Source organism: Gilvibacter sediminis, assembly GCF_028561565.1.
GTDB classification, from domain to species: domain Bacteria; phylum Bacteroidota; class Bacteroidia; order Flavobacteriales; family Flavobacteriaceae; genus Gilvibacter; species Gilvibacter sediminis.
Window position 1 is genome coordinate 1,370,944 of sequence record NZ_JAQQTE010000001.1, and the last position, 26,693, is coordinate 1,397,636.

General features: G+C 43.0%; 38 protein-coding genes. 35 read left to right on the plus strand and 3 right to left on the minus strand.

Features of this window, described 5'->3' with window-relative positions; translation table 11 throughout:
• Positions 1-17 precede the first annotated feature (17 nt).
• The 3 genes from POW22_RS06250 to POW22_RS06260 form a co-directional block, all read right to left on the minus strand.
• Entirely contained in the window at positions 18-1,601 is a 1,584-nt protein-coding gene (locus POW22_RS06250; protein ID WP_272831769.1) for a SusD/RagB family nutrient-binding outer membrane lipoprotein, read from the minus strand.
• Between the two features lie 99 nt (positions 1,602-1,700).
• On the minus strand, positions 1,701-4,970 hold the full coding sequence (locus POW22_RS06255) for a SusC/RagA family TonB-linked outer membrane protein (RefSeq protein ID WP_272831770.1): 3,270 nt from the start codon (positions 4,968-4,970) through the stop codon (positions 1,701-1,703).
• Between the two features lie 124 nt (positions 4,971-5,094).
• Positions 5,095-6,789 (minus strand): BamA/TamA family outer membrane protein, encoded by a 1,695-nt coding sequence (locus POW22_RS06260; protein ID WP_272831771.1) that lies wholly within the window; start codon positions 6,787-6,789, stop codon positions 5,095-5,097.
• 185 nt (positions 6,790-6,974) lie between these two features.
• Between POW22_RS06260 and rpsL the strand changes: the two genes are divergently transcribed.
• The 35 genes from rpsL to POW22_RS06435 all read left to right on the plus strand — a co-directional run bounded on the left by rpsL (position 6,975) and on the right by POW22_RS06435 (position 26,608).
• On the plus strand, positions 6,975-7,349 hold the full coding sequence (gene rpsL, locus POW22_RS06265; protein WP_087524602.1) for a 30S ribosomal protein S12: 375 nt from the start codon (positions 6,975-6,977) through the stop codon (positions 7,347-7,349).
• Positions 7,350-7,373: 24 nt separating this feature from the next.
• Complete coding sequence (gene rpsG, locus POW22_RS06270) at positions 7,374-7,850, plus strand: 30S ribosomal protein S7 (RefSeq protein WP_272831772.1); 477 nt, start codon at positions 7,374-7,376, stop codon at positions 7,848-7,850.
• An 8-nt stretch (positions 7,851-7,858) separates the two neighbouring features.
• Positions 7,859-9,991, plus strand: coding sequence for an elongation factor G (gene fusA, locus POW22_RS06275; protein ID WP_272831773.1), 2,133 nt, complete (start codon positions 7,859-7,861; stop codon positions 9,989-9,991).
• A 10-nt stretch (positions 9,992-10,001) separates the two neighbouring features.
• Entirely contained in the window at positions 10,002-10,307 is a 306-nt protein-coding gene (gene rpsJ / locus POW22_RS06280; protein ID WP_010181931.1) for a 30S ribosomal protein S10, read from the plus strand.
• A 166-nt stretch (positions 10,308-10,473) separates the two neighbouring features.
• Positions 10,474-11,085: a 50S ribosomal protein L3 gene (gene rplC / locus POW22_RS06285; protein WP_272831774.1), complete on the plus strand. Its 612-nt coding sequence runs from the start codon at positions 10,474-10,476 to the stop codon at positions 11,083-11,085.
• Positions 11,085-11,714, plus strand: coding sequence for a 50S ribosomal protein L4 (gene rplD, locus POW22_RS06290; RefSeq protein WP_272831775.1), 630 nt, complete (start codon positions 11,085-11,087; stop codon positions 11,712-11,714). Before rplC ends, rplD begins: the two co-directional genes overlap by 1 nt.
• A 6-nt stretch (positions 11,715-11,720) precedes the next feature.
• On the plus strand, positions 11,721-12,011 hold the full coding sequence (gene rplW / locus POW22_RS06295) for a 50S ribosomal protein L23 (RefSeq protein WP_272831776.1): 291 nt from the start codon (positions 11,721-11,723) through the stop codon (positions 12,009-12,011).
• Between the two features lie 27 nt (positions 12,012-12,038).
• Positions 12,039-12,863, plus strand: a complete 825-nt coding sequence (rplB, locus tag POW22_RS06300; RefSeq protein ID WP_272831777.1) for a 50S ribosomal protein L2 — start codon at positions 12,039-12,041, stop codon at positions 12,861-12,863.
• 6 nt (positions 12,864-12,869) lie between these two features.
• Positions 12,870-13,148 (plus strand): 30S ribosomal protein S19, encoded by a 279-nt coding sequence (rpsS, locus tag POW22_RS06305; RefSeq protein ID WP_087524609.1) that lies wholly within the window; start codon positions 12,870-12,872, stop codon positions 13,146-13,148.
• A 6-nt stretch (positions 13,149-13,154) separates the two neighbouring features.
• Positions 13,155-13,562, plus strand: a complete 408-nt coding sequence (gene rplV, locus POW22_RS06310; protein WP_272831778.1) for a 50S ribosomal protein L22 — start codon at positions 13,155-13,157, stop codon at positions 13,560-13,562.
• Between the two features lie 7 nt (positions 13,563-13,569).
• Positions 13,570-14,286, plus strand: a complete 717-nt coding sequence (gene rpsC, locus POW22_RS06315; protein WP_087524611.1) for a 30S ribosomal protein S3 — start codon at positions 13,570-13,572, stop codon at positions 14,284-14,286.
• A gap of 19 nt (positions 14,287-14,305) precedes the next feature.
• Positions 14,306-14,725: a 50S ribosomal protein L16 gene (rplP, locus tag POW22_RS06320; protein ID WP_087524612.1), complete on the plus strand. Its 420-nt coding sequence runs from the start codon at positions 14,306-14,308 to the stop codon at positions 14,723-14,725.
• Positions 14,726-14,736: 11 nt separating this feature from the next.
• Positions 14,737-14,928, plus strand: coding sequence for a 50S ribosomal protein L29 (gene rpmC / locus POW22_RS06325; RefSeq protein ID WP_272831779.1), 192 nt, complete (start codon positions 14,737-14,739; stop codon positions 14,926-14,928).
• 16 nt (positions 14,929-14,944) lie between these two features.
• Complete coding sequence (rpsQ, locus tag POW22_RS06330; RefSeq protein ID WP_087524614.1) at positions 14,945-15,202, plus strand: 30S ribosomal protein S17; 258 nt, start codon at positions 14,945-14,947, stop codon at positions 15,200-15,202.
• A gap of 2 nt (positions 15,203-15,204) precedes the next feature.
• Positions 15,205-15,573, plus strand: coding sequence for a 50S ribosomal protein L14 (gene rplN, locus POW22_RS06335; protein ID WP_272831780.1), 369 nt, complete (start codon positions 15,205-15,207; stop codon positions 15,571-15,573).
• 12 nt (positions 15,574-15,585) lie between these two features.
• Positions 15,586-15,900, plus strand: coding sequence for a 50S ribosomal protein L24 (rplX, locus tag POW22_RS06340; RefSeq protein WP_087524616.1), 315 nt, complete (start codon positions 15,586-15,588; stop codon positions 15,898-15,900).
• A 2-nt stretch (positions 15,901-15,902) separates the two neighbouring features.
• A complete protein-coding gene (gene rplE, locus POW22_RS06345; RefSeq protein WP_272831781.1) occupies positions 15,903-16,454 on the plus strand; it encodes a 50S ribosomal protein L5 in 552 nt (183 codons plus the stop codon).
• A gap of 3 nt (positions 16,455-16,457) precedes the next feature.
• Positions 16,458-16,727 carry a 30S ribosomal protein S14 gene (gene rpsN, locus POW22_RS06350; protein WP_087524618.1) on the plus strand — a complete coding sequence of 90 codons (270 nt, stop codon included), beginning with the start codon at positions 16,458-16,460 and terminating at the stop codon, positions 16,725-16,727.
• A gap of 61 nt (positions 16,728-16,788) precedes the next feature.
• A complete protein-coding gene (rpsH, locus tag POW22_RS06355; RefSeq protein WP_272831782.1) occupies positions 16,789-17,190 on the plus strand; it encodes a 30S ribosomal protein S8 in 402 nt (133 codons plus the stop codon).
• Between the two features lie 15 nt (positions 17,191-17,205).
• Entirely contained in the window at positions 17,206-17,748 is a 543-nt protein-coding gene (gene rplF, locus POW22_RS06360; protein ID WP_272831783.1) for a 50S ribosomal protein L6, read from the plus strand.
• Between the two features lie 11 nt (positions 17,749-17,759).
• Positions 17,760-18,110 (plus strand): 50S ribosomal protein L18, encoded by a 351-nt coding sequence (gene rplR / locus POW22_RS06365; protein ID WP_272831784.1) that lies wholly within the window; start codon positions 17,760-17,762, stop codon positions 18,108-18,110.
• Positions 18,111-18,113: 3 nt separating this feature from the next.
• A complete protein-coding gene (gene rpsE, locus POW22_RS06370) occupies positions 18,114-18,638 on the plus strand; it encodes a 30S ribosomal protein S5 (RefSeq protein ID WP_272831785.1) in 525 nt (174 codons plus the stop codon).
• 11 nt (positions 18,639-18,649) lie between these two features.
• Positions 18,650-18,829 carry a 50S ribosomal protein L30 gene (gene rpmD / locus POW22_RS06375; RefSeq protein WP_272831786.1) on the plus strand — a complete coding sequence of 60 codons (180 nt, stop codon included), beginning with the start codon at positions 18,650-18,652 and terminating at the stop codon, positions 18,827-18,829.
• Between the two features lie 10 nt (positions 18,830-18,839).
• Positions 18,840-19,292, plus strand: coding sequence for a 50S ribosomal protein L15 (gene rplO, locus POW22_RS06380; protein WP_272831787.1), 453 nt, complete (start codon positions 18,840-18,842; stop codon positions 19,290-19,292).
• Positions 19,293-19,305: 13 nt separating this feature from the next.
• A complete protein-coding gene (secY, locus tag POW22_RS06385) occupies positions 19,306-20,649 on the plus strand; it encodes a preprotein translocase subunit SecY (RefSeq protein ID WP_272831788.1) in 1,344 nt (447 codons plus the stop codon).
• A 1-nt stretch (position 20,650) separates the two neighbouring features.
• Positions 20,651-20,866 carry a translation initiation factor IF-1 gene (gene infA, locus POW22_RS06390; protein WP_008613577.1) on the plus strand — a complete coding sequence of 72 codons (216 nt, stop codon included), beginning with the start codon at positions 20,651-20,653 and terminating at the stop codon, positions 20,864-20,866.
• Positions 20,867-21,007: 141 nt separating this feature from the next.
• A complete protein-coding gene (gene ykgO / locus POW22_RS06395; protein ID WP_010519235.1) occupies positions 21,008-21,124 on the plus strand; it encodes a type B 50S ribosomal protein L36 in 117 nt (38 codons plus the stop codon).
• Between the two features lie 2 nt (positions 21,125-21,126).
• Complete coding sequence (rpsM, locus tag POW22_RS06400) at positions 21,127-21,501, plus strand: 30S ribosomal protein S13 (RefSeq protein WP_272831789.1); 375 nt, start codon at positions 21,127-21,129, stop codon at positions 21,499-21,501.
• Between the two features lie 11 nt (positions 21,502-21,512).
• Complete coding sequence (gene rpsK, locus POW22_RS06405; RefSeq protein WP_272831790.1) at positions 21,513-21,902, plus strand: 30S ribosomal protein S11; 390 nt, start codon at positions 21,513-21,515, stop codon at positions 21,900-21,902.
• A 79-nt stretch (positions 21,903-21,981) separates the two neighbouring features.
• Positions 21,982-22,587, plus strand: a complete 606-nt coding sequence (gene rpsD / locus POW22_RS06410; protein WP_087524628.1) for a 30S ribosomal protein S4 — start codon at positions 21,982-21,984, stop codon at positions 22,585-22,587.
• 25 nt (positions 22,588-22,612) lie between these two features.
• Positions 22,613-23,605, plus strand: coding sequence for a DNA-directed RNA polymerase subunit alpha (locus POW22_RS06415; RefSeq protein WP_272831791.1), 993 nt, complete (start codon positions 22,613-22,615; stop codon positions 23,603-23,605).
• A gap of 85 nt (positions 23,606-23,690) precedes the next feature.
• Positions 23,691-24,164 (plus strand): 50S ribosomal protein L17, encoded by a 474-nt coding sequence (gene rplQ / locus POW22_RS06420; protein ID WP_272831792.1) that lies wholly within the window; start codon positions 23,691-23,693, stop codon positions 24,162-24,164.
• Positions 24,165-24,342: 178 nt separating this feature from the next.
• Complete coding sequence (locus POW22_RS06425) at positions 24,343-25,062, plus strand: hypothetical protein (protein WP_272831793.1); 720 nt, start codon at positions 24,343-24,345, stop codon at positions 25,060-25,062.
• A 46-nt stretch (positions 25,063-25,108) separates the two neighbouring features.
• A complete protein-coding gene (locus tag POW22_RS06430; protein ID WP_272831794.1) occupies positions 25,109-25,876 on the plus strand; it encodes a hypothetical protein in 768 nt (255 codons plus the stop codon).
• A 24-nt stretch (positions 25,877-25,900) separates the two neighbouring features.
• Positions 25,901-26,608, plus strand: a complete 708-nt coding sequence (locus tag POW22_RS06435) for a hypothetical protein (RefSeq protein ID WP_272831795.1) — start codon at positions 25,901-25,903, stop codon at positions 26,606-26,608.
• The last annotated feature ends 85 nt before the right edge of the window (positions 26,609-26,693 follow it).

Sequence of the window (26,693 nt, forward strand, 5' to 3'; positions counted from 1 at the left end):
TTCAATTTTTTTTTCAATTAGTTAGCAGGTGGGAAAGCCGGTCCAGCTGGCTTAGTATCCCAGAATACCTGCGTTGCGTTGTCTTGTCGTTGAGTAACGTTTGGATTCGCAATAACCTCTACAGATGGGTACAAGAAAGTTCTTGGGAACACACCTGGATCTGGCTCTACGTTTGGATCTAGAGTAGTTGGGTAACCTGTTCTTCTGTAGAAGTTGTAGGCATCACCAGCACCACCAAACATAGTAACGAAGTACTGCTCAGCAAGAGCATTCCAAGAGTCGTCTGAAGTATCAGTAATCATCCCTGATTTAGCAGCGATAAAGTCAGATACAGTAGTCGCGTCTGGCTCGAAAGACGTGTCGCGGTTTGTGTCAAGTGCACCGAAAGACTGAACTTTAGCGATTGACTTAGTCAAACCAGCTTCAACCAATCCAGAAGCAGCAGATGGAGATCCACCAGCTAGAGCTACTTCAGCTCTCCAGAAGTCAACGTAAGAAGCAAGGATGATAGGCTCGATTCCTTCACCTAGTCCACCAACATCTTGGTTAAGACCACCGAAGCTGTTATCATCGAACAATCCACCAGCAGGGTAAACACCTACAGCAGTACGTGTAAAGTTATCTGGAGGAGTACCGTCATCATCACCGTGGTTACGACCCCAGTATCCATCTTCTAGGAAACAGTAAGGGATCCCAGCGTATTGTGGTGGAGCAGATTCAAGAGAACAAGAAAGTGTTTCACCATTTCCTTCAGGAAGACAAGATGCACCAGGAGTACATTCTGACTGACGGAAGAAGTAGTAACGGATACGTGGATCATCATCAGAACCGTCAGCAGCGTCAGCATCTTGCATAAGACGCATTAGCCACATTGACTGATAAATGTTAGCACCAGATACAGTGTAATCTGCGTTGTAATCTGGGTGACGAGTGTTCGGGTTAAGCAATTGGGTTCCGTATTTGAACTCAAAGTCTTGAGAAGTTTCTTGGATGTAGTTTCCACCAGAAACTACAGCGTTGAAAGCTGCGATATCACCAGTAGTCAATGCGTGACGCATGATCAAAGTGTTTACAAGACGTTGCCAGTTGCTAACCTCTCCATCGTAGAAGAAGTCAGTAGCAGAACCTACGCTAGCACCTGTAAAGAATGCATTCGCCTCATCCAATCGAGCGCGAGCAGCAGCGTAAACAGCAGCGTCGTCATCTAGAGTTGGATTCGGGAACTCATCTGGGTTAAGAGCTTCAGATAGTGGAATATCACCAATGAAGTCTACTAGCATCATCAAAGTATAAGCTTCGATAGTTTTAGAAACTCCTAAGTGGAATTCTAGTCCTCCACCGTCAGCTTCGTTTTGTTGCTCAATGATACGTACGTTAGCGAAGATGCTGCTGTAAGTACGACTCCATACACCGTCAAAGGTAGAAGAGTTGTAGTTGTTGAAGTAGTCACGTCCGAACATATAGTCGATACGTGTCAATTCTGCAGATCTATCGTTGAACGTGATAGCGTTTGTTACAAAAGCACGCTGAATGGTGTTAAGTAACAGATCTGGGTCTGCCTGTTCTGGCGAGATTGCGTTCGGACTTACAAGTTGTTCCAACTCGGTTGTCTCACAAGAGTAGAATAATGATCCACTCGAGATTAACGCAAGTAAAAAGATTTTATAGATTGTTTTCATAACTAAATTAAGAGATTATAATTAGAATGATGCTTTAACGCTAAGTCCGTATCTTCTTGATGAAGGACCGTTGATGTAGTCAAATCCACGTCCGTTACCAATACCAACACCGGCTACGTTAGGGTCAAAGTTCGCTCCGTCAGGAGTGTTGTAAGCATCATACCAAAGGTTGAATCCACTTGCTGTAACTGATATAGAACCAAATGGTGTTTTTTCTAGCCATTTCTTAGGAACAGTGTATCCGAAAGAAATTTCTTGTAGACGAACTACAGATGCATCATAAACTTGCAATTCTTTAGGTCCGAATAATACATTCGAGAAGTAGTACTGCGAGTTGTTGATCTGGATTTCGTTAGGCTGACCAGTAGACTGGCTAACACCTGGTAAGATGAACGTGTTTGCACGATCTTCAGTCTCAACAATCAAACCACGTCCAAGCAATACTGCGATAGTAGAAGAAGCGATATCTCCACCTTTAGTATGGCTAAATTGGAATCCTAGGTTGAAGTTCTTGTAAGAAAGACTGTTGATGAAGTTCATTACGTAATCCGGGTTCGGGTTACCGATGATCGGAGTAATCTGACGACCGTCGTCAAGAACAACTTGATCTTCAGTTACGTAGTTACCAGCGCTGTTTACAACGAAGTTACCAGCGTCATCACGTAGAATACGAGTACCAACTAATACACCTAGCTGCTCACCACGGATAGCGGCGTTAGCTCCAAGGAATGCTGCAGTAGAACCAGCGAAAAGAATTTGATCTTCTTCTTGCTCAGTTACGATCTGCTCACTCTGTGTAAAGTTAACACGAGAATTCCAGTTGAATCCGTCTTCTTTGTCACTCTTAAAAATATCTACACTTAAGTCAACTTCCCATCCGTCACCTTCTACTTTACCAATGTTGTCCTGAGTCTGGGTAAATCCAGAAGAAGGAGCCAATGGCTTGAATACGATAAGGTCTTCAGTAGAACGGTCGAAGTAAGAAACGTTCAAGTTAACACGGTTGTTCAAGAAACGCGAGTCAAAACCAAGTTCGAATTCTGAAATAAGTTCAGGCTTCAAGTCTGGGTTAGCACGGAATCCTGAGATCGCGTTTGTAGTAATAGGTCCAACAGCACCACCGTTTCCGTTGATTGCTAGGTTCAAGTTCTGAACTGTTGGGAATCCTGTTGGGAATCCAGCAGAAGTACCAAGACCTGCACGTAACTTCAAGTAGTTAAGTCCCCATTCAGATGAACGGATAGAAGGGAATGCAGCAGTTGGCAAGAACGATGCAGAGATCGAAGGATAGAACTGGCTGTTGTTTTCAGTTGGTAAGTTAGAAACCCAGTCATTACGAGCAGATAGCGTCAAGAACGCCCAGTCGCTGTAGTCGATAGAAGTTTCAGCAAATACACCAACGATGTTTCTGAAAGTTGTATTCTGGATAGGAGTCTGAGTCAAGAAGTTGAAGTGACGAAGTACGCCAAATACAATTTGTCCATCAGACTGAACACCTTGCTGATCGAAGTTTCTTGAACGGCTAGTTGCACCAGCTGTAAAAGTAATTCCGATATCGTCAGTTAGGTCATAATCACCACTAAGAGTTAAGTAGTGGTCCCAAATACGTACGTTGTTATCCCAAGTGATGTACTGACCAAAGATAGCTTGGTTGAAGTTTACACCATTCTTGTTAGAATATTGCGTGTTACGTTCGTTGTAGAAGTCAACACCCGCACGATATAAAATGTTCAAGTTGTCGTTGAAGTCGTACTGCAGCTGAGCTGTACCGAATACACGGTTAGTCACCTGAGTAGATCCAGCGTTCTCTACTGTCCAGCGTGGGTTGATGATATCGTTACCGTTACGGTAGTAGATAGATCCACCTGTTTCTGGAATAGTAAAAGGAAGTCCCATCAAGTCTACAGAACGCGGCGTAAAGAATACGTTAGCGAAAGTAGAGAAACCTAAAGTACCGTTACCACGAGAGGCCGCTACTGGAGGAGATGCAACTGCGTTTCTAGAGAAGTTCAACGTTGCAGATACAGTGAAGTTGTTAGTAAGCTGTGCGCGACCACCAACTGCAAGAGTATTTCTGCGAATGTTGTTCCCAGGAGTAAATCCTGTTTCGTCTAAGTGACCGTAGTTTACGTTATACGCTAGTTTACCATCATCAGAGTTTCCACGGATGTTGATAGAAGTGTTAACCACGTTACCAGTGCGGAAGAAGTTCTCAACACTGTTGTAAGGTCTCCACTCGTAGCGCTGTCCTGCGAATTGTCTTGCCAATTCATTATCACCACCGTTAAGGTTGTCAATAAAAGCAGAAGTATCGTAAGGGTGAGCCAAAGTTCCTTGAGCGTCGATCAGACCAGCAGGGTCATTCAAATAACCGTCAACTCCACCAGCGTTAAAAGATGGACCCCAGTTAGAGAAGAACCATCCGAAAGACTGGTCGAAACCGTTACCGTACTTGTCTTGGTAGTCAGGTAAAGAAGCAATTTCATTTACGAAGTACGATTGGCTAACTGTGATCTCGGTCTTCTTAGTTGATTTGTTTGCTCCACCACCACCAGACTTGGTAGTAATTACAATTACCCCGTTACGTCCAGCTGTACCGTAAAGTGTTGCTGCTGCAAGACCTTTAAGTACGTTTACGCTTTCGATGTTGTTAGGATCTAAGTCTAGGAAACGAGAAGAACCAACGTTACCATCTAGGAAGTTACCTTGGGCGTTAGTATCACTAGAGAATGGTACACCATCTACAATGAATAATGCCTGGTTACTACCGGTAATCGAATTGTACCCTCGAATTACTACGTTAGTTGCAGATCCAGAAGTACCACTTTGAGCAGTGATCTGTACCCCAGAAGCTTTACCAGAAAGCACACGAGCAACGTCACCTTCTGTACGTTGTTCAATGTCTGCTGATTCAACAGTACTTACCGCATAACCTAAGGCCTTAGCCTCACGCTTAATACCTTGGGCAACTACCAATACTTCTTCAAGCTCGGTTCCCGGTACCATTTGTACGTTAAGAGTAGATGTACTTGCAGTTACTGCGATTTCCTGTTGAGTAAAACCTACGTAACTGTAGACAAGCGTCTGTCCAACTGATGCTCCGATGCTATAATTACCATCAAAGTCAGATTGAGTTCCAGTCGCGGTGCCTTTTACAATAATGTTAACCCCAGGTAAAGGTAGACCGGTATCATCGGTCACGTTACCCGTGATTGTTTTGTCTTGTGCGAACGTCAGTTGCACTACAAACGCCATGAATAGCGTTAAAATTCCACTAAACTTTGTTCTCATTTTTATAATTTATTTGAATTAGCCAATGCCAAAAATCACAATAAAAAGTTAATTACACAAGTTTTTATACTTAAAATTTACTTTTTTTTAAGGTTATTGTTACCCCTGTGTTAAGGCGGTTTTCCTAAAAATTTGAGCGTAAACTGAGGTGGATTTTTGTGTTCGAAAATGAGAAGGGAAGAGACCCTGTTTTTCCGTTTGCGATATTGATCTTAAAAACCCCTGCTTTGGATAAAAATCCAAGGCCGATTCCGAAGCTAATTAACTCTTCTTGGGTTTGATTGAGTTCATTTTCGAGATATCCAACATCCGCAATGCTATGTACATAGAGCCCTGGGTTGACTAAATAGCGGTATTCGGTATTGAGTACCGAATAGAATTGGGCGTCAATGCTGTTCTCGTCAAAGCCGCGTATGGAGGTGATGCCGCCAAAGCGCATCAGTTCATTGGTCAGGTAGTTGTCACTTATTAAGGTCTCTGTGGTATTCCTTATAAAGATGGAGTTGTTGTCGTTAAGATCTAATATGTAATAGCCGTCAAAGCTTACCTTGACCTGGTCACTGGTCATCGAGGCGCTCCGATTACCAAATTGTCCTTTGAGTTCCCACCGCGTTTTGTTGGGGAAGAGTAAGCTCGGTTGCGGGATCTGATATTGCAATCCGCCTAAAACAAAATCAGAGGTATAGTCGTCAATGTTGTTTGCGGTCAAAGTTTCCTCCAAAAGGTTGTTGGATTCAAAATGGGTATAACCGGCTAAAGCGCGTAAGCGCGGATTGATCTGATAGTGTACTTGGGCTTTTTGTTCTACAGTAACAAAGCTGGAATCGCGTTTGAAGATGTACAATTCCAGATCGACACCCAAAGGAGTCTTAAATAAATAAGGTAGGGAGGTAGCCACTCTAAAGTTCTGTTGATCCCGACCGTCGCTTTTGTAATTGATTCGAATCTCCTCGCCGAAATTCAAATTGTTGCGGAGCTCCAGATCCAGGTAGCCGTTAAAGATGATCTTAGAGTCGGTCTCACTATTGGCAAATCCCAAGATGCCATCAAAGCTATTGCTGGAGCGCTTCTTTAAATAAAGGTAGACTTCTGTGCTGTCTGGTCGGAAGAGTACTTCAGGCGCCTTGGTGCTCGTAACAAAAGGAAGACTCTCTATAGCTTCGTAGTTCTTGAGTAATTTACTGCGATCAAAAACGCCTCCTGTTTTAATTCCGGCGAAGTATTTCAAATAAGACCTCGGGAACTTTTCATAACCCTTAATGATGATCTCATCCAAAGAGCGAGCTGTTCCAGATTCGATGCTTAAGGTTCCGCGCATGGTTTGTGGATCTTCAAAATCCAAGTCAATGAGTTGGGCGGCGGCAAAAGCATTGCCCAAACTGTTTTGATAATCGGTAATGGCTTGCATGCTCGCTTCGAGATCTTCGAAGTCTATGGAGATGGTTTTGTCGTCTACCTCTGAAAATAATTTTTCGAGATCCTTTATGGGGATGCCTGATAGGCTGTGGTCAATTTGAAATCGAGTCACACGAACTCCTAAATTGTATTTTGCTGTAAAAGTACTGTCTTGAGATTTTACTGGGTTGTTGTACTCCAGATTAAGGTAACCGCCTTTGCGCAAGTTCTCTGCTGCTGCTTCTGCAGCCTGATTCATGCTGAGAAGATCTGAGAATTCTTTGGGGCCGATCAGGTCTTGAACCAATTCGGATTCTGTATTGGGAATTACCTCAATTTCCAATTTGAAATTCTGGGCTGAGACCAATCCGCAGAATAGTATATATATATTAAGGTATAAAGCGCGTTTAAAAAATCGGTTCAAAATCCCTGCTATTAGCTCTGTAAAACTAACGCAAGTGTTCGGTTTTTCATATAAATCGAGTTATCAAAATGTAAGCTTTTGAAAATTACAGAGTATACGTTTGATTACTAGAATAATATTTCTACCTTTGCATGCCCTTAAAAAGGGCCTTTTAGAATTTAAAAAAAAGTATAACAAAGGATTTTATGCCAACAATTTCACAATTAGTACGAAAAGGAAGATCCAAAATAACCAAGAAGAGCAAATCGGCTGCTTTGGATTCGTGCCCTCAAAGAAGAGGGGTATGTACTCGTGTGTACACAACCACACCTAAGAAACCTAACTCAGCAATGAGAAAGGTTGCACGTGTGCGTCTTACCAATGGTAAGGAAGTGAACGCCTACATCCCTGGAGAAGGACACAATCTACAAGAGCACTCGATAGTATTGGTTAGAGGAGGAAGGGTAAAAGATTTGCCGGGAGTTCGTTATCACATTGTACGTGGAGCACTTGACACCGCTGGTGTTGAAGGCCGTCTACAACGTAGATCGAAGTACGGAGCGAAACGCCCAAAGAAGTAAATTAACACCCGTTAAGACGAAGACATGAGAAAAAGACAAGCGAAAAAACGTCCGCTTTTACCAGACCCAAAGTTTAACGATCAACTAGTTACACGTTTTGTGAACATGTTGATGTGGGACGGTAAAAAATCTGTGGCGTTCAAGATATTCTACGATGCGATCGATATCGTAGATCAGAAAAAACAAGACGACGAGAAAACGGCTTTAGAGCTTTGGAAAGACGCTCTATCTAACGTAATGCCTCACGTAGAGGTACGTAGCCGTCGAGTGGGAGGGGCAACGTTCCAGATCCCAATGCAAATCAGACCAGACCGCAAGGTTTCTACAGCAATGAAGTGGTTGATCCTTTTTGCGCGTAAGCGTAACGAGAAGTCAATGGCTCAGAAATTGGCTGCAGAGATCCTAGCTGCGGCTAAGGAAGAAGGGGCTGCTGTTAAGAAGCGTGTGGATACACACAAAATGGCAGAAGCAAACAAAGCATTCTCACACTTTAGATTCTAAGACATAAAATGGCAAGAGATTTAAAATTTACTAGAAATATCGGGATCGCTGCCCACATTGATGCGGGTAAGACAACTACAACAGAGCGTATCCTTTATTATACTGGTGTTAGTCACAAGATTGGTGAAGTGCACGATGGTGCTGCAACCATGGACTGGATGGAGCAAGAGCAGGAGCGTGGTATTACAATTACCTCTGCTGCAACTACTTGTACTTGGAACTTCCCGTTAGAGAACGGAAAGCCAACTCCAGACACTAAAGGCTACCACTTCAACATTATCGATACTCCGGGTCACGTTGACTTTACCGTAGAGGTAAACCGTTCTTTACGTGTACTTGACGGATTGGTATTCTTGTTCTCTGCAGTAGACGGAGTTGAGCCTCAATCTGAGACCAACTGGCGTTTGGCAGACAACTACAAAGTGCCACGTATCGGTTTTGTGAACAAGATGGACCGTCAGGGATCAAACTTTATGGCGGTATGTCAGCAGGTAAAAGATATGTTGAAGTCTAACGCAGTGCCAATTGTAATGAACATTGGTGATGAGGCAGACTTTAAAGGTATCGTTGACCTTGTGAAGAACCGTGCTATTGTATGGCATGATGAAACTCAAGGGTCTACTTTTGACGTTATCGATATTCCAGAAGAGCTTAAAGAAGAGGCTGCTATGTTGCGCGGACAACTTATTGAAGAAGTTGCTGCTTACGACGAGAACCTACTTGAGAAGTTCATGGAAGATGAAAACTCTATTACAGAAGAAGAGGTTCACGCTGCATTGCGTGCCGCTGTAATGGACATGAGTATCATTCCTATGGTTTGTGGATCAGCATTTAAGAACAAAGGTGTTCAGTTCCTATTGGACGCAGTTTGTCGTTACTTGCCTTCTCCAACAGACAAGGAAGGTATTGTAGGTACTAACCCTGATACTGAAGAGGAAGAAGTACGTAAGCCAGATGTAAAGGAGCCATTTGCTGCCCTTGCATTTAAGATCGCTACTGACCCATTCGTAGGTCGTTTGGCTTTCTTTAGAGCGTACTCTGGACGTCTTGATGCAGGGTCTTACGTATTGAACAACCGTTCTGGTAAGAAAGAGCGTATCTCACGTATCTACCAAATGCACTCGAACAAGCAAAACGCTATCGAATATATTGAAGCTGGTGATATTGGAGCTGCTGTTGGATTTAAGGACATCAAAACTGGTGATACCCTATCTGACGAGAAGAATCCAATCGTACTTGAGAGTATGGAGTTCCCAGATCCTGTAATTGGTATCGCGGTTGAGCCTAAAACTAAGGCAGACGTAGACAAACTAGGTCTTGCTCTTGGTAAATTGGCTGAAGAGGATCCAACCTTCACCGTACGTACTGATGAGGCTTCTGGACAGACTATCATCTCTGGTATGGGTGAGCTTCACTTGGATATCATTGTTGACCGTCTGAAGCGCGAGTTCAAGGTTGAAGTAAACCAAGGACAGCCTCAGGTAGAGTACAAAGAAGCAATCACACAATCTGCAGATCACAGAGAGGTTTACAAGAAGCAATCTGGTGGTCGTGGTAAGTTTGCCGATATCGTATTTACAATGGAGCCTGTTGAGGACGAAACCAAAACTGGTCTTGAGTTTGTTAACGTGATCAAGGGTGGTAACGTACCAAAAGAATATGTTCCAGCGGTTGAGAAAGGATTTAGAGATGCCATGAAGAACGGTCCTTTGGCTGGTTTCGAAATGGATTCTATGAAAGTTACTTTGAAAGACGGTTCCTTCCACCCTGTGGATTCGGATTCTCTATCTTTCGAATTGGCTGCGAAACTTGGTTACAAAGCTGCTGCTAAAGCTGCACGCGCTGTGATCCTTGAGCCAATCATGAAGCTAGAGGTTATTACTCCAGAAGAGAACATGGGTGATATCGTAGGTGATTTGAACCGCCGTCGTGGTCAAGTTAACGATATGGGAGATCGCGCAGGAGCTAAGGTTGTTAAAGCCGAGGTGCCACTTTCTGAGATGTTTGGTTATGTAACTACGTTGCGTACCCTTTCTTCAGGTCGTGCGACTTCAACTATGGAATTCTCTCACTATGCAGAAACTCCTTCTAATATTTCAGAAGAAGTAATCGCTGCTGCTAGAGGAACTGCTAACGTATAATATTCAACAGATGAGTCAGAAAATAAGAATTAAGCTTAAATCTTACGATCACAATTTGGTAGACAAATCTGCTGAAAAAATCGTAAAGACCGTAAAGAGTACTGGTGCTGTAGTAACTGGTCCAATTCCACTACCTACACACAAAAAAATCTTTACCGTATTGCGTTCACCTCACGTGAACAAGAAGTCTCGCGAACAGTTCCAATTGAGCTCTTACAAGCGCCTTTTGGATATCTATTCGTCTTCTTCTAAGACCATCGATGCTTTGATGAAGCTTGAATTGCCAAGCGGTGTTGAAGTTGAGATCAAAGTCTAAGGCACAAAGCTTCCCACTTTCGTGGGAAGTGAACATGTCCCGAGCGGTTGTCGAGGGAAAAACGGAGAAAAATACATTCAGGGTTGAAAGTATTTTGACCCTGAATTTTTTTGAAATAGGAAGCATAAGAGCTTCAAAATAAATAAGTAAATAACAATTAATAATTATGTCTGGGTTAATAGGAAGAAAGATAGGAATGACCAGCATCTTTGACGAGAACGGGAAGAATATCCCTTGTACCGTAATTGAAGCAGGTCCCTGTGTTGTTACCCAAGTCAGAACCACAGAGGTTGACGGGTATGAAGCTCTTCAGCTTGGTTTCGATGACGCTAAAAAGGCAAACATGGCTGCCGCTGGGCACGCCAAGAAAGCTGGAACCGTTGCAAAACGTAAAGTCGCCGAATTCCAAGGATTTGAAGAGGAGTATAAACTAGGTGATACGATCACCGTAGAACACTTCGCTGAAGGAGAATTTGTTGATGTATCTGGTACATCAAAAGGAAAAGGATTCCAAGGGGTAGTAAAACGCCACGGATTTGGCGGGGTTGGACAGGCCACTCACGGTCAGCACAACCGACTACGTGCTCCTGGTTCTATTGGTGCGGCATCTTACCCTGCACGTGTATTCAAAGGAATGCGCATGGCAGGTCAGATGGGCAACGAGAAAGTAAAAGTTCAAAACTTGCGTGTATTGAAAGTGGTTCCTGAAAAGAATCTACTTGTTGTGAAAGGGTGTGTGCCTGGACACAAGAACGCTTACGTAACCATTCAGAAATAATGAAAGTAGCAGTATTAGATAAGAACGGAAAAGAAACCGGAAGACAAGTAACCTTGTCTAAGGAGGTTTTCGCAGTAGAGGCTAATGAGCATGCTGTTTACTTAGATGTAAAGCAATACCTAGCTAACCAGCGTCAAGGGACTCACAAGTCTAAAGAGCGCGCTGAGATCGCAGGGTCTACTCGCAAGATCAAAAAGCAAAAAGGTACGGGTACTGCTCGTGCTGGTAGTATCAAATCTCCTGTATTTAAAGGAGGAGGTCGCATCTTCGGACCAAGACCGAGAAACTACCGCTTTAAGCTGAACAAAAACCTAAAGCGTCTGGCTCGTAAATCAGCTTTGACGATGAAGGCTAACGATAAGGCCATCCTAGTTGTAGAGGACTTCCAAATGGATGCTCCTAAGACTCAGGAATTCTCTCAAGTGATTAAGAATCTGGGACTTGAAAACAAAAAGTCTCTATTCGTGTTGGGAGAGTCAAATAATAACCTATATTTGTCGTCTCGTAATTTAAAAGGTGCAGAAGTTGTAACTAACTCAGAATTAAGCACTTACAAAATTGTGAATGCAAGTAGCCTAGTGTTATTTGAAGGTTCTTTGGAAGGAATTGAAACAAACTTAAGTAAATAAGAAGCGATGAGTGTCTTAATAAAACCCATTATTACGGAAAAGGCTACTGCAGCTGTAGAAGAATTAAACGTCTACGGATTTGAGGTAGCTCCGACGGCGAATAAGGTAGAAATTAAGAAGGCAGTTGAGGCTGCTTACGGCGTTTCTGTTACTAAAGTTCGCACAATAAATGTCCGCCCAGATCGTCGTACTCGTTATACGCGTACGGGGATGCAAACTGGTAAAACAAATGCTTACAAAAAAGCACTTGTACAGGTGGCGGAAGGTGATACAATTGATTTTTACAGTAACATCTAGAATTTCTAGAAAACTAAAACGACAATAATGTCAGTAAGAAAATTAAAGCCTGTCACCCCAGCACAGCGATTTAGAGTAGTTAATGGTTTTGACGCCATTACTACTGACAAGCCGGAGAAAAGCCTATTGGCTCCGAAAAAACGTTCTGGGGGTAGAAACAGTCAAGGAAGAATGACCATGCGCTACAAAGGTGGTGGTCACAAAAGAAAGTATCGAATCATCGATTTTAAGAGAGACAAAGCCGGAGTTCCTGGTACTGTTGCCTCTATTCAGTATGATCCGAACAGAACCGCTTTTATCGCCCTGTTGAACTATCAGGATGGCGAAAAGCGTTACATCATAGCCCAAAACGGCCTTAAAGTAGGACAGAACGTAGTGTCTGGTTCTAAAGTAGCTCCTGAGATCGGGAACGCTATGCCGTTATCGGATATTCCATTAGGTACTATTATTTCATGTATTGAACTACGTCCAGGACAGGGAGCTGTTATGGCACGTAGTGCTGGTGCTTTCGCGCAGCTTATGGCTCGTGACGGAAAGTACGCTACCGTGAAATTGCCTTCTGGTGAGACCCGTTTGATTTTAGTGACTTGTATGGCAACTATCGGTGCTGTTTCTAACAGTGACCACCAGTTGTTGGTGTCTGGTAAGGCAGGACGCAGCCGTTGGTTGGGTCGTCGTCCAAGAACTAGACCAGTAGTGATGAACCCAGTCGATCACCCAATGGGTGGTGGTGAAGGGAAGTCCTCTGGAGGTCACCCACGTTCTAGAAATGGTATTCCTGCAAAAGGATTTAGAACCCGTTCTAAGACGAAAGCGAGTAATAAGTACATTGTAGAACGTAGAAAGAAATAATAAGATATGGCACGTTCATTAAAGAAAGGACCTTACGTTCACTATAAATTAGAGAAGAAAGTTCAACAGAATGTTGAGTCGAACAAGAAAAGCGTTATCAAGACTTGGTCTCGCGCTTCTATGATCACTCCTGATTTTGTTGGTCAGACCATTGCCGTTCACAACGGACGTCAGTTTGTTCCTGTTTACGTAACAGAGAACATGGTAGGTCATAAACTAGGAGAGTTTTCACCAACGCGTTCCTTTAGAGGTCACGCGGGGGCTAAAAACAAAGGAAAAAAATAATACGCCATGGGAGTTCGTAAAAGAGAAAGAGCCGAGCAAATGAAAGAAGCCAAAAGAAACATGGCTTTTGCTAAGTTGAATAACTGCCCTACTTCCCCTCGCAAGATGCGTCTGGTAGCAGACCTGATCCGCGGAGAGAAAGTAGACAAGGCGTTGAACATATTGCGCTTCAGCCAAAAAGAAGCTGCTGGTCGTTTAGAAAAGCTTTTGCTTTCGGCCATCGCTAACTGGCAAGCCAAGAACGAAGAAGCTGACGTTGAGTCTGCAGATCTTTTTGTAAAAGAGATCCGCGTAGACAGCGCTAGCATGCTTAAGCGTTTGCGTACTGCACCGCAGGGACGCGCGCACAGAATTAGAAAACGCTCTAACCATGTAACCTTGGTACTAGGAGCAAACGATAACTCACAAAGCTAGAAAGTAAATGGGACAGAAAACAAATCCAATCGGAAATCGCCTTGGAATTATCAGAGGATGGGAATCTAACTGGTATGGTGGCCGTGATTACGGTGACAAATTGGCCGAGGATGACAAGATTAGAAAGTACGTTCACGCTCGTTTATCGAAAGCTAGTGTGTCACGTGTAATTATTGAGCGTACGCTTAAACTTGTAACCGTTACTATCACAACGGCTCGCCCAGGTATCATTATTGGTAAGGGTGGTCAAGAGGTAGACAAGTTGAAAGAAGAGCTTAAGAAGATCACCGGGAAAGAAGTACAGATTAACATCTACGAGATCAAGAGACCAGAATTGGATGCACACCTAGTGGCTGCTAGTGTTGCTCGCCAGATCGAAAGCAGAATCTCTTACCGTCGTGCCATCAAGATGGCTATCGCTGCGGCAATGAGAATGAACGCTGAAGGAATCAAGATCCAGATTGCTGGACGTCTTAACGGTGCTGAAATGGCGCGTACGGAGTCTTACAAAGACGGCCGTATCCCATTATCGACCTTTAGAGCTGATATTGATTATGCACTAGTTGAAGCCCACACTACTTACGGTAGATTGGGTGTAAAAGTGTGGATCATGAAAGGCGAGGTATATGGAAAGAGAGAGCTATCTCCACTAGTTGGTCTTGCTAAGAAGCAAGGTAAAGGTGGCGGTGGTCGCGGAGGAAACAAATCTCGTCGCAGAAAGTAATTATTAAAGACATTTAGACATGTTACAACCTAAAAGAACCAAATTCCGCAAGCAACAGAAGGGGCGCATGAAAGGCAATGCCGGACGTGGAAACCAGCTTTCTTACGGTACCTTCGGAATTAAATCTTTAGATTCTAATTTCTTGACTTCACGTCAAATAGAAGCTGCGCGTATCGCCGCTACACGTTACATGAAGCGGGAAGGACAAATGTGGATCATGATTTTCCCAGATAAGCCAATTACCAAAAAACCACTCGAAGTACGTATGGGTAAAGGTAAAGGTGCTGTGGATCACTGGGCTGCAGTTGTTAAACCCGGTAGAGTGTTGTTTGAAGTATCAGGTGTACCATTTGAAGTTGCTAAAGAAGCACTTCGTTTGGCCGCTCAAAAGCTTCCCGTTAAAACAAAGTTCATTGTGTCCCGAGATTTTCAGGCGTAATTAATTAAGAGATGAAACAAGTAGAGATTAAAGAAGCATCTACCGCCGATCTACAAGAAAAGCTTGTAGAGTCAAAAAAGGCTTATACAGATCTTAAGATGGCTCACGCCATTTCACCGTTGGAAAATCCGATTCAGCTTAGAACGCAGCGTCGTACTATCGCTAGAATTCAGACCGAACTAACTAAAAGAGAAGTACAGTAAGTACGAAAGCGGAAAGATGGAAAAAAGAAATTTAAGAAAAGAGCGTATCGGGGTAGTAACCTCTAACAAGATGGAGAAATCTATCGTTGTTTCTGAGGTGAAGAAAGTAAAGCACCCGATGTACGGAAAGTTCGTACTTAAAACTAAAAAGTACGTTGCCCACGACGAGCAAAACGACTGTAACGAAGGTGATACTGTACGTATCATGGAAACACGTCCGTTGAGTAAATCGAAGTGTTGGAGACTAGTAGAAATCATTGAAAGAGCTAAGTAATCATGGTACAACAGGAATCAAGACTAAAAGTAGCAGACAATACAGGAGCTAAGGAAGTACTTACCATCCGTGTATTGGGAGGAACCAAGCGTCGTTATGCGTCGATTGGGGACAAGATTGTAGTTACCGTGAAAGAAGCCACTCCAAACGGTACAGTAAAGAAAGGAACCGTTTCTACCGCTGTGGTAGTACGTGTGAAGAAGGAAGTACGTCGTCCAGATGGATCTTATATCCGTTTTGATGACAACGCTTGTGTACTGTTAAACGCTACTGGAGAAATGCGCGGAACTCGTGTATTTGGACCAGTTGCGAGAGAGCTTCGCGATAAGCAATTCATGAAGATTGTATCATTGGCACCAGAAGTGCTTTAATCGATCAGACAAATGACAAAGCTGAAAATTAAAACAGGAGATAACGTAACAGTAATTGCTGGAGACCACAAAGGTTCAGAAGGTAAGGTACTACGCGTTATGGCTGATGCCAATAAAGCCATCGTTGAAGGTGTAAATCTTGTAAAGAAGCACCAGAAGCCAAGCGCTAACAATCCTCAGGGAGGCATCGTAGAGAAAGAAGCTGCCATTCACATTTCTAACCTGTCGCTAATCGACCCTAAGTCGGGAGATGCAACACGTGTAGGATACAGAATGGATGACGGGAAAAAAGTACGTTTTTCCAAGAAATCTAATGAAGTAATTTAGTTATGGGCTATACACCAAGACTTAAAGAAGAATACAGAAGCCGCGTGATGAACGCCCTTACCGATGAGTACGGGTATGCTAACGTAATGCAGGTACCAAAATTGGAGAAAATTGTAGTATCCAGAGGTATTGGTGCTGCTGTGGCTGACAAGAAACTTATCGAGTACTCGGTAGAGGAGTTGACTAACATCACAGGTCAAAAGGCAATCCAAACGATCTCTAAGAAAGACGTTGCAACCTTTAAGTTGCGTAAGGGAATGCCAATTGGAGCCATGGTTACATTGCGCGGAGAGCGCATGTACGAATTCCTTGATCGTTTGATCACATCGGCATTGCCACGTGTTCGCGATTTCAACGGAATCAAGGCTACAGGTTTTGACGGACGTGGAAACTACTCTTTAGGAGTTACTGAGCAGATCATCTTCCCAGAGATCGACATCGACAAGGTGCGTAAGATCGAGGGGATGAACATCACTTTCGTAACCTCTGCAGAGACCGATAAAGAAGCTAAATCATTATTAACTGAACTGGGATTACCCTTTAAAAAGAACTAAGAGATGGCTAAAGAATCAATGAAAGCCCGCGAGGTAAAAAGAGCCAAACTAGTTGCCAAATATGCTGAGAAGCGTAAGGCGTTAAAAGAGGCTGGTGATTACGAAGCATTGCAAAAGCTTCCTAAGAACGCTTCTCCAGTACGCATGCACAACCGTTGCAAGCTTACAGGACGTCCTAAGGGTTACATGAGACAATTCGGAATTTCTCGTGTAATGTTTAGAGAAATGGCCAACAAAGGTTTGATTCCAGGAGTTCGTAAAGCAAGCTGGTAAACGTTTAACTGGTGGAAGGTCCTAAAACAAGAAAGGAAACCCTCACCGCAATCAATTATAAATGACAACAGATCCAATCGCAGATTATCTGACTCGTGTTAGAAATGCAGTAGCTGCCGGCCACCGTGTGGTAGAGGTACCTGCTTCTAACTTGAAAAAAGAGATCACTAAGATCCTTTTTGATCAGGGATTCATTTTAAGCTACAAATTCGAAGACAAGCAAGGTCCTCAGGGAACTATCAAGATCGCTTTGAAGTATGACAAGCTTACCAAAGATCCAGTGATCAAGAAGATTCAAAGAATTAGTAAACCAGGTCTACGTAAGTATGCCGGTGCCAACGAAATGCCTAGAGTATTGAATGGTTTAGGAATTGCAATCGTGTCTACTTCTGCGGGAGTAATGACCGGTAAGCAAGCTACTGGCCAGAATGTAGGTGGAGAGGTACTTTGTTACGTATATTAAAAAGAGACTAGAACCATGTCAAGAATAGGAAAAAGCCCAGTAGCAATCCCTGACGGTGTAACCGTAGAAGTAAACGGGAACGCTGTTACAGTAAAAGGGAAGTTAGGCGAGTTAACACAGGATCTGAGCGATATCACCGTAAAGGTAGAAGACGGTCAGGTAACTGTGGAGCGTCCTTCAGATCACAAAGACCACCGCGCTAAGCACGGATTGTACCGCGCACTTATCGCCAATATGGTGGTCGGTGTCTCAGAAGGTTGGACCAAAGAGTTGGAACTTGTAGGGGTAGGATACCGCGCAAGCAACCAGGGTCAGAAACTAGACATAGCCATCGGATTTTCACACAACATCGTTATGGACATCGCTCCTGAGGTGAAAGTGGAAACTATTTCTGAAAAAGGAAAGAATCCGATCATCAAATTAACATCTCACGACAAACAGCTTGTTGGTCAAGTAGCAGCTAAGATCCGCAGCTACCGCAAGCCTGAGCCTTACAAAGGAAAAGGAATCAAGTTTGTCGGAGAACAAATCAGAAGAAAAGCAGGTAAATCTGCATAAACAGTTAGGTTATGGCATTATCAAAATCAGACAGAAGAGAGAGAATCCGCAACCGTATTCGCAAAACTGTTGCAGGTACCGCACAGCGTCCTAGACTTGCTGTGTTCAGAAGTAATAAAGAGATCTATGCTCAATTGATCGACGACGTGAACGGAGTGACTATCACTGCAGCTTCATCTCGTGACAAAGGAATCAGTGGAGCAAACAAATCAGAAACTGCTAAGGCAGTGGGTGTAGCTATCGCAGAGAAAGCAGTGAAGGCTGGTCTGGAATCAGTATCATTCGATCGCGGTGGATATCTATACCACGGAAGAGTAAAATCATTAGCCGAAGGAGCCCGTGAAGGCGGCTTAAAATTCTAAGATATGTACAAAGATTATAAAAACGTAGAATTAGTAAAACCAGGAGGTCTTGAGCTTAAAGATCGTTTGGTAGGCGTACAACGGGTAACTAAAGTAACCAAAGGGGGTAGAGCTTTCGGATTTTCTGCTATTGTAGTAGTAGGAGATGAGAATGGTGTAGTTGGACACGGACTTGGAAAATCTAAGGATGTGGCTAGCGCTATCGCTAAGGCTGTTGAAGACGCTAAGAAAAACTTAGTACGTATCCCATTGAACAAGGCTACATTGCCACACGAACAAAAAGGTAAATACGGCGGAGCTCGTGTAAACCTTATGCCAGCTGCTCCCGGTACCGGGGTAATCGCAGGTGGTGCAGTACGTGCAGTATTGGAAGCCGTAGGAGTACACGATGTACTTTCTAAGTCGCAAGGTTCGTCTAACCCACACAACGTGGTAAAGGCTACCTTTGATGCTTTGTTGCAAATGCGCAGCGCGCAAACTGTAGCTAAGCAGCGCGGTATTTCATTGGAAAAATTGTTTAAAGGATAAATCGCACAAGAATGGCAAAGATTAAAGTAACCAAAGTTCGCTCTGCAATCAACCGTACTCAGAATCAAAAGAGAACGTTGGAGGCCTTAGGCTTGCACAAGATTGGGCAAACCGTTGAGCACGAGAACACGCCAAATATTCTTGGCATGATAAACAAAGTACAACACCTGGTTTCTGTAGAAGCCAACTAAGATATTACTCATGGATTTAAGCAACTTAAAACCAGCCGAAGGTTCAGTACATGGCAAAGGCAAGCGCGTAGGACGCGGGCAAGGTTCCGGTAAAGGAGGAACTGCTACCCGTGGTCACAAAGGTGCCAAGTCACGTTCAGGATATTCTAAGAAATTAGGATTTGAAGGTGGACAAATGCCACTACAACGTCGTGTACCTAAGTTTGGTTTCAAAAATATCAACCGTAAAGAGTACCAAGGAATCAACTTGGATACCCTACAGAAAATGGTTGACGACAAGAAGATCAAAGACAGCGTTTCAATTGAAGAATTGGTAGCGTTGCGTTTGGCTCATAAGAATGATTTAGTGAAGATTTTAGGAAGAGGAGAACTTAAAGCCAAATTGACCGTAACTGCTCACAAATTTACGGCTACTGCTAAGCAAGCTATCGAAGCTGCTGGTGGAGAAGCCATAACGCTGTAATACATTACTAAGGATGAAGTTTATTGAAACCTTAAAGAATGTTTGGAAAATAGAAGAACTGCGCAACCGCATTCTGGTTACGCTCAGTCTTTTGTTGGTGTATCGATTCGGTGCTCAAGTAGTACTTCCGAACATCGATGCGGCACAATTGGCCGAGTTTTCTGGAAAGTTTGAAGGCGGAGGAATTGGAGCGATTCTAAACGCATTTACCGGAGGGGCTTTTGCCAACGCTTCGGTTTTTGCCTTGGGAATCATGCCGTATATCTCGGCTTCGATTGTGGTACAGCTGATGCAGATCGCAGTTCCCTATTTGCAGAAATTACAGAAAGAAGGAGAGAGTGGTCGTAAGAAGATCACGCAGATCACGCGTTGGTTGACCATCGCGATCTGTTTGGTACAAGCGCCGAGTTACCTTATTGGACTTGACGCCTTAGGTGTACCGCCAGAGGCCTATATCCTTCCAAGAGGATTTATGTTCTATTTCACTTCTGTGATCATCTTAACTACTGGGTGTGTGTTCGCTATGTGGTTGGGTGAGAAGATCACGGACAAAGGAATCGGAAACGGTATCTCGCTACTTATTATGGTGGGTATCATCGCTACGCTTCCACAATCGTTTGCACAAGAGATTAACTCACGTTTGCAAGCTGGTGGTGGTGGAGCTATCATGATTCTTTTAGAATTGGTGATCTGGTTCCTGATCATCCTAGCATCGGTGATGCTGGTGATGGCTGTGCGGAAGATACCGGTGCAATATGCCCGCAGAACTGCAAGCGGTGGATACGAGAAGAACATCTTTGGAGCGCGTCAATTCATTCCATTGAAATTGAACGCTTCTGGAGTAATGCCGATCATCTTCGCTCAGGCGATCATGTTCGTGCCAGCTGCTTTGGCTAGTTTGTCTGAGAGTACTTGGGCAGAAAGCGTACAAGCAGAATTCAACAATCCATTTGGACTTTGGTACAACGTAGTGTTCGCAATACTAATTATTGTATTTACGTATTTCTATACGGCGATCACAGTACCGACCAACAAAATGGCTGATGATCTTAAAAGAAGCGGCGGATTCATTCCAGGGATCAAACCAGGAACGGATACAGCTGAATTCTTAGACCGAGTAATGTCACAAATTACCTTCCCGGGTTCTTTGTTCTTGGCTGCCATTGCAGTATTTCCTGCAATCGTTCAGAACATCATGGGGATCCAACAAGGTTGGGCATTATTCTTCGGTGGTACTTCCCTACTGATTATGGTTGGGGTGGCTATCGATACCATGCAACAAATTAATTCGTACTTACTCAACCGTCATTACGACGGATTGATGAAGTCAGGTAAAAACAGAAAAGCAGTAGCATAATATGGCAAAACAACCGGCAATCGAACAAGACGGAAGCATCATTGAAGCATTATCTAATGCGATGTTCCGTGTAGAATTAGAGAATGGTCACGTAGTGACGGCTCATATTTCCGGAAAGATGCGTATGCACTACATCAAGTTATTACCAGGAGATAAAGTAAAACTAGAGATGAGTCCTTACGATTTGACTAAGGCTCGGATCACCTACAGATACTAATATCTGATAAAAATTAGAGAGATGAATTGAGCTTTAATTGTTTTATTGAGAGCTTAATTGAAAAAAATAAAACAATAAAAGCGAAATCCTGAATCTGAATATTTTTTTATCAGGTTCATCTTAAAGAAAAAAATAGAAGAGATGAAAGTAAGAGCATCTATTAAAAAAAGAAGCGCAGACTGCAAGATCGTTCGCAGAAAAGGTCGCTTATATGTAATCAACAAAAAGAACCCTAGGTTCAAACAAAGACAAGGATAATTATGGCAAGAATCGCAGGTGTAGATATCCCGAAGCAAAAAAGGGGTGTAATCGCGTTAACCTATATCTATGGAATCGGAAGAAGCCGAGCCAAAGATATTTTGGACAAAGCTGGAGTTAGTGAAGACACTAAAGTATCCGAGTGGACCGATGATGAGATCGGGAAAATTCGTGATGCCGTAGGGTATTACAAAATCGAAGGGGAGTTACGTTCAGAGGTACAACTTTCTATCAAGCGTTTGATGGATATCGGTTGTTACCGTGGAATTCGTCACAGAGCAGGTTTACCGCTTCGTGGCCAACGCACTAAGAACAACTCAAGAACCCGTAAAGGAAAACGTAAAACAGTTGCCAACAAGAAGAAGGCTACTAAATAATCACTGAAGCAATGGCAAAGTCTGGTAAAAGTACTAAGAAGAGAAAGGTGGTTGTTGAAGCTGTTGGGGAGGCCCACATTACTGCTTCATTCAATAACATCATCATATCCTTGACAAATAAGAACGGAGACGTTATTTCCTGGTCTTCAGCTGGGAAAATGGGCTTTAGAGGCTCTAAGAAAAACACCCCTTACGCTGCTCAATTAGCGGCAGAAGATGCATGTGGTGTAGCTCGTGAAGCTGGTCTTCGTAAAGTAAAGGCCTATGTTAAAGGCCCAGGAAATGGTAGAGAATCTGCCATGCGTACCATCCACAACTCTGGAATTGAGATCACCGAGATCATCGACGTGACTCCAATGCCACACAACGGATGTCGCCCTCCTAAAAGAAGAAGAGTATAATTAATTAAGTATAAACCGAAAGGATCATTAGCACTAGAGGACGACCTTAATTTAGTGCTCCTTTCAAACAAATTTTAAAATGGCAAGATATACTGGTCCAAAATCTAAGATCGCTCGTAAATTCGGCGAAGCAATCTTTGGCGACGACAAGTCGTTCGAAAAACGCAATTACCCTCCAGGGCAACACGGTAACAACCGTCGTCGTGGGAAGAAAAGTGAGTACGCTATTCAGCTAGCTGAAAAGCAAAAAGCGAAGTACACTTACGGTATCTTGGAGCGTCAGTTCCGTAACCTTTTCAAAAAAGCAACTGCAGCTCCTGGAATTACCGGTGAGGTATTGTTGCAACTATGTGAGTCTCGTTTAGACAACGTAGTATACCGTATGGGAATCGCTCCAACACGTAGCGGTGCCCGTCAATTGGTTTCTCACGCACACATCACTGTTAACGGTGGTAAAGTAACTATTCCATCGTACCAGTTGAAGCCTGGAGATGTTGTTGCTGTTCGTGAAAAATCTAAATCGCTTGAGACTATCGAGCGTTCTTTGAGTGCCTCTAGCAATGTGTTCGAATGGATTACATTCAACAACGAGACCAAAGAAGGAACTTTCGTAGCTGTTCCTCAGAGAATCCAGATTCCAGAGAACATCAACGAGCAGTTCATCGTAGAATTGTATTCTAAATAATAACCCATACAGGAGTTTTAAAACTATGGCAGTATTTAATTTTCAGAAACCCGACAAAGTAATAATGATCAACTCGACTGAGTTCGAAGGGAAGTTTGAATTCCGTCCCTTGGAGCCTGGCTACGGATTGACCATTGGTAACGCACTTAGACGTGTGTTGCTTTCTTCTTTGGAAGGGTTTGCAATCACTTCGGTTCGTATCGAAGGGGTCGATCATGAATTTTCGACCATTGCCGGTGTTGTTGAAGACGTTACTGAGATCATTCTCAACCTAAAGCAGATCCGCTTTAAGCGTCAAATCGACGAGATCGACAACGAGACCGTAACCGTTTCCGTTTCTGGGAACGAGCAGCTAACCGCCGGTGACTTCCAGAAATTTATCTCTGGATTCCAGGTGTTAAACCCTGACTTGGTTATTTGCAATATGGATCCTAAGGTTAACTTGAACCTTGAGATCACCATTGAAAAAGGACGTGGATATGTTCCGGCAGAAGAGAACAAGAAAGCCAATGCGCCTTTAGGAACCATTTTTACTGATTCTATCTTTACGCCGATTAAAAACGTAAAGTATAGCATTGAGAACTATCGTGTAGAGCAGAAGACTGACTACGAAAAGTTGGTATTCGAGATCAACTCTGACGGTTCTATTCATCCTAAAGATGCTTTGACAGAAGCTGCTAAGACTCTTATCCACCACTTCATGTTGTTCAGTGACGAGCGTATCACCCTTGAGGCTGATGAGATCGCACAGACTGAAACTTACGATGAGGAGTCCTTGCACATGCGTCAATTGTTGAAAACCAAATTGATCGATATGGATCTTTCTGTTCGTGCTTTGAACTGTTTGAAGGCTGCAGAAGTAGATACTTTAGGAGATTTGGTTTCTTACAACAAGAACGATTTGATGAAGTTCAGAAACTTCGGTAAAAAATCACTTACTGAGCTAGAAGAGCTAGTAAGCGTTAAAGGCCTTAGCTTCGGAATGGATTTGTCCAAGTACAAACTAGATAGAGACTAATCATACCGATTAGCAAATTATAAACCCCCAGAGTATTTTGCTCCCCAGAGTGGGTCGATGCAAGACACTGGAAAACTAAAAAGTCATGAGACACGGGAAAAAAACAAACCACTTAGGTAGAAAGACTGCGCATCGCAAAGCGATGTTGGCCAATATGGCTTGCTCACTTATCGAGCACAAGCGCATCAACACCACAACTGCAAAAGCGAAAGCTTTAAAGAAGTTTGTGGAGCCATTGATCACCAAGAGTAAAGAAGATACTACACACAACCGTCGTATCGTATTTAGTCGTTTGCGTCAAAAAGATGCGGTTTCTGAATTGTTCAGAGACGTAGCTGTAAAAGTTGGAGATCGTCCAGGTGGTTACACTCGTATCATTAAGTTGGGGAACCGATTAGGAGATAACGCTGATATGGCGATGATCGAATTGGTTGACTACAACGAACTGTACAATGCTGGTAAACCTGCTAAGAAGAAGTCCACTCGTCGTGGACGCGGAGGTAAGAAAGCAGCTCCTGCTGCCGCCGCTCCTGCCGCTGCTTCTAAGGAGGAAGAATAGATTAGCAAATATTTAACAGATAGGAAAGGGTAAGGTTTTACAAAAGCTTACCCTTTTTTGGCTTTATATTTGATATTTTTGAGGAGAAGTCAAAACCGGGCTACCGTGACCTGAACTGTGAAAATGGGTTTTGTTTTGACGAAAAGAAATTGTTTTGAACACTATAAAATTTAGCAACATGAAAATTACCTCTTTGTGTCTAGCGCTGTTGTGCGCAACAGTAGGCTTTGCACAAAACACAGACGTGGATGCCAATCAGGCAGCAAACCAAGGTGCTGTTAGCAATTTAGCTAACAACCCGAATCAAGGAAATCAATTTACTGGAGCGGCTACCTTCTATAACCCGAAGTTTGACCGTGAAGGTTCGATATATCTTTTTGACGGATGGGATCAATCAGCCACCATCGTAGCTAAAGGAACTGGAGGTTCTTTTAGAGAAAGCAACATCAACTTCAACATACAACGCAGTATGTTTGAACGTAAAGTAGCAGGAGACTCAATTGTAGCCTACAACTTTACCAGTATTGAAAAGATCATCGTAGGCGGACGCGAGTTTAAAAGCTTCTACCTGGATGAGATCAAAAGAAACAAAGCTTTTGAAGTGATTTACCGCGGTGATGATTTCACCATCCTTAAAGGATACACGGTAGATATTTTAGAGGCTTCTCCAAACCCAATGATCGCACGTCCTAGAGACAAGTACATTCAGCGTGTGACCTATTATTTGGAAACGGAGACCAAATTAGAAGAATTTAAATTGCGTAAGCGTGCTATTCTAGAAGCTCTAGAAGACCAAGAAATGGTTGAACGTGCCAAAGAATATGCCCGCAAGTATGACAAGTCGTTCAGTAAAGAAGAAGATCTAAAGCTTATTCTTAATTACGCTTCTCGCAAATAAGGGCTGGCTAGCAGCTGCGCAATACTAACTAAACTTGATTATTACTATGAAAAAATCATTGCTTATCATGCTGTGCGGCATAGCTGGTATGGCTTTTGCCCAACAAGGAGAACAACAGGTAACTACAAGCGCCGTATTTGGTAGCTCTTCAAACTCCGTTGGACTTTTCCAAGGAGATGAAGGAACCCTCTTGATTAATGTGGATGATATTCAAAAAATTGAGGGTGTAGCAAGTATTCGCGATTTTGACAATTGGCAGAGTCAACCCAACACGGAGGGATCTGTGATGCTATTTGATGAATGGGCCGCCAAGGGTTATGTTTATGCGGGAGACAAGAAATACGTCTTCCCAAAAATGAACTATGACATCTTGGAAGGAGCTGTAGTTTCAAAGTTCAAGCAAGATTCCATCTTTAACTTAGGTGTAACCGGATACGATAAGATCGTATTCAACAATACGGTGTTCAAAAGCATCTTTACACCGAGTCGTGGTGGAAACGCTATGTACCAAGTGGTATTTGAGTGTCCTGATTATTCTATTGTCAAAGAATTTGCCATAGAGATCAGAGAGGCTAATCCAAATCCGATGATCAATCGCAACAAGCGCAAGATCATTCAAAAGGAGTACTACTACAAGTTAGAAGGTCAGCGTTTGACCCGTTTCAAATTGAAAAAGAAGACTATTTTGGCCATGGCCGGTGATCAAGCAGATCAGCTTGAAGCCTATGCTAAGGCTAACCGTCTCTCTTTTAAAGACGACAATGATGTGGCTCAGATCTTGATCCACTTGTATAAAATGCAGCATCAGCAATAGAATCCCCAAAGGAAGATTGAATATATGACGAAGAGACATCCCTATACCACGCTCATACTGCTATTGCTGGCAGTGAGTACTGGCTTTGCTCAATTGCAAACCACAGTTAACGCGAACAATAATAATTTAGGAGCATTGGCTACCTACGGTCCTGATGGTGCTAACATTGGAAGCACCTCCTTGGTAATCAATCCGCCTAAAAATATTGAAGGTTCACTTTATCTCTTTGAGCAGTGGAACAATAAGGGGGTGTTTATAACTTCTGAGGAGCGAAAGCTTTTGATCAGAAACATCAATTTCAATATTGATCGTGGTGTATTTGAATCCGAGATCAGTAAGGACACGGTTTTTACCTTCGGATTTGAAAACGTCAATCGTGTTTTTGTAAACTCCAGAGAATTCAAAGCGCGTTTCATTCCTTCTAAAGGCTTGTATGATGTTTATGAAGTGATCTTTGAGAATGATGAATTCGCCATCTTGAAAAAGTGGTTCATCGATATCAAAGAAGGTTCAGACAACCCAATGGTCAACCGCAAGAGTCGTTATGTGCATCGCAGTAATTATTACTTGGAGCGCGACGGCAATGTGGAGTTGTTCAAGTTCAAGAAAAAGAACTTGTTGAAGCTCGCCGGGAATCAAGCGGATGAAGTAGAAGCCTACGCAAAGAAATACAACCTCTCCTTTAAAAAGGAAATAGATGTGAGCCGTATGTTCTCATTTCTATTAAAGTAGTGGTTTTAAAACTATATGAGAAGAGCGCCTGGTGCGCTCTTTTTTTTTGATTGCTGATAAAGTCCACAATTTGTTTAAAACTTTT